At 57.3% G+C, this 2,542-nt stretch carries 3 protein-coding genes and 1 pseudogene; 2 read left to right on the top strand and 2 right to left on the bottom strand.

Going from position 1 to position 2,542, the window contains the following annotated elements:
• Positions 1-189: 189 nt before the first annotated feature.
• Complete coding sequence (locus B7G66_RS07080) at positions 190-1,023, bottom strand: FTR1 family iron permease (protein WP_003621521.1); 834 nt, start codon at positions 1,021-1,023, stop codon at positions 190-192.
• A gap of 3 nt (positions 1,024-1,026) precedes the next feature.
• A complete protein-coding gene (locus B7G66_RS07075) occupies positions 1,027-1,368 on the bottom strand; it encodes a cupredoxin domain-containing protein (RefSeq protein ID WP_003621520.1) in 342 nt (113 codons plus the stop codon).
• A gap of 94 nt (positions 1,369-1,462) precedes the next feature.
• On the opposite strand from B7G66_RS07075, the gene B7G66_RS07070 reads away from it, so the two are divergent.
• Positions 1,463-1,981, top strand: coding sequence for a hypothetical protein (locus tag B7G66_RS07070; RefSeq protein WP_003621518.1), 519 nt, complete (start codon positions 1,463-1,465; stop codon positions 1,979-1,981).
• A 208-nt stretch (positions 1,982-2,189) separates the two neighbouring features.
• Positions 2,190-2,542, top strand: a pseudogene (locus B7G66_RS07065) (hypothetical protein); the annotation flags it as partial.

The raw sequence follows: 2,542 nt of genomic DNA, 5'->3' as shown, positions 1-2,542 counted from the left end.
AAAAACTTTTCTTATTTTTTTATCAATGGTTTGTTTTCAAACAGCCTTGAAGAAAAACATCCCCCCATCCGGTTGCCAAACATAATCGCATGTTTGATACCTTGCAGCGCCTGATGGATAAAAGCAGTCAAAAAAATACCGCCTTTGTAAAAAGGCGGTATTTGCAACCTGCATGGAATTTTTAGGATATTACGATGATGCCGTGACACGTGCCGCAGATGGCCTGCGCGCCACCAGCCGTGTGGCCACGATCATGACCCCCAGTGTGATGACCCACGCAATCAGCTGGATGCCCATCGGGCGATCCGAATACCCGAACAGGGCCTTGGCCGCGCGGCCGATCATGCTGCCATCGGACAACAGCCATGACGTATCCCACATTTCATATCCACAGGCCGGGATGATGTCATCCCCCGCCAGCAGGGCTGCCGCCTGACTTGCCATCCCCGCCGCAAGAAAGGCGATCAGCACCCCCGTCACGCCAAACAGACGGTGCAACGGAATGACGATCAGACCGCGATACAGCAGCCACGACACCGCACCACCCGCGACAATGCCCAGCATCCCGCCCGTCAGCATCGCCATCGGGCCGGAATGGGTGGACACGGCAATCCCATAAAGGAACAGCACCACTTCCACCCCTTCGCGCAGGACCGCAACCGCCACGACCACCGCCATTGCCGTCAGCGAACGCTGCCCCGAGGCCACCTGCGCCCCGAGCGCACGCATATCGCCCGCCATTTCCCGGCCATGGCGCGTCATCCATATGGTATGCCACCCCAGCATCAGGACCGCGACACATAAGATGGAAGCAGAAAATACATCCTGCCCATTGCCCGACAGCGCCTGCGACAGGCTGCCGGCGAACAGTGCGACAATCGCGGCCCCCGCAACACCGGCTGCGATCCCGCCGGCGACCCAACGCCCCCGATGTGCGATACCCTGTGTCGCCGCCAGCACGATCCCGATAATCAGGCCCGCTTCCATGACCTCCCGAAAGACAATAAGCAGACTTCCCAACATGGCTTATGGTCCCTGTGTCGCGGTTACGGTCCCGGTCGCCTGGTCCGGGTGGTAATCATCAAAGAATTTATAGGTGCCCGGATGCAAAGGTCCGGCATGCACCGTAATCGTCCCGCCCGGCACCACGATCTTTTCAAATTTCAGGTCATAACTTTCGAACTCGTCCGTCGTGTCGTCCTGATTGGTCAGGGAAATCAGGAAACGCTGCCCTGCGGGCACATTGACGTGATCGGGGATGAAATGATGGTCTTTTACGGTCAGGTGGACGGGTTCCTGCGCCCTGGCTGGTGTCGCCAGCAAAAGCGCGGCAAGCCCGACGCACCGCAGGATAATCACATGGCGCATGTGTCTGTGGACTCCGCTATTGGCGCGATATTATGCAACTTATTATCACTGTCAATATGATGTGCTATAGACCGCGCAGGCAAGTGAGGTTCGAATGATTTCCCATCCCCTGGCATTCATGCGGCTGCCCTATGACCTGCTGGTCGCAATGGACAGCCGCATGTTCCATTTCTGGATGCAACCCGTCCATTATCTGGTGCGCATCGTGCATATCGTGGCCATGTCGATCTTCTTCGGTATGGATGTGCTGTTTGACCTGTCATTACTGCGCCGTGATTACCAGGCGGAACGCGCCATTATTGCGCGCCTTGCGTTCTGGTGGGCGCACTGGCTGTTCGCGGTGACGATGGTGTCAGGGGTGCTGCTGTTCTTTTACGACCCGGTGCATATCGGCAGCCGTGGTTATCTGTCGCCCAAGCTGTTGCTGACGACGCTGGCGCTGATCAATGCAGGCCTTTGCCACAGCAGTTTGTATATCCCCGCCATCCGGGGACAACCCGTTCCCCTTATGCGCGCACGTGTGGGTGCAGGCGTGTCGCTGCTGTTATGGACCGGGGTCATCATCATGTCATGCCTGAACAGCGAGGGCGTGCCCAAGGTCTTCCTGCGATAGGCCCGACAGGTATTGGAGCAATCCCGCAGGGTATTGCTGAATATAATATGATTATTTTACCAAGGCGCCCCAGGGGCGCCTTTTTTTTATTAAATGCCTGCAACGCGCTTGCCACGTTCCGGGTTTCGCTGTAGATGCGAATGACTATCATTTGAATCACCCAACGAATTAGCTGGAGAATCAGGACGTGCATACGGTGTCCAGGCCCATGTCGCAGCCCCCCCTTCAATGCCCTGCCCGACATCCACGCAGTATACGCATACGACCGCGCCTGTCCGGGGCCTTACTGGCTGGTACGATTATCGGCATAGCATTACCGGGTTTTTCAGAAACCGCGCGGTCACAGGATATCCCCCTGACGGAAATCCAGAAAGAACGCAAGGAACTGGGCAATTCCGGTCCGGCCGTCAACGAAACCGATATCGCAACGGTGGAGCAGTCCCAGGCCCCGCCTCCGCCGAGTGAAGGCGACAAGCTGGATACGAGCGGCAACCTGCTTGGGGACATGTGGGGGTTACGGCCGTGGCTGTACAAGCACGGCGTGACCTTCAACCTTCAGGA

The organism is Novacetimonas hansenii JCM 7643 (genome assembly GCF_000964405.1).
GTDB lineage: Bacteria > Pseudomonadota > Alphaproteobacteria > Acetobacterales > Acetobacteraceae > Novacetimonas > Novacetimonas hansenii.
Note: the sequence above shows the minus strand (reverse complement) of the source record. Positions and strands in the feature narration are given on the sequence as shown.

Bases quoted from the DNA above. Each gene is read 5' to 3' on its own strand.
- B7G66_RS07080 (WP_003621521.1), bottom strand. From the start codon at position 1,023: ATGTTGGGAAGTCTGCTTATTGTCTTTCGGGAGGTCATGGAAGCGGGC.
- B7G66_RS07075 (WP_003621520.1), bottom strand. From the start codon at position 1,368: ATGCGCCATGTGATTATCCTGCGGTGCGTCGGGCTTGCCGCGCTTTTG.
- B7G66_RS07070 (WP_003621518.1), top strand. From the start codon at position 1,463: ATGATTTCCCATCCCCTGGCATTCATGCGGCTGCCCTATGACCTGCTG.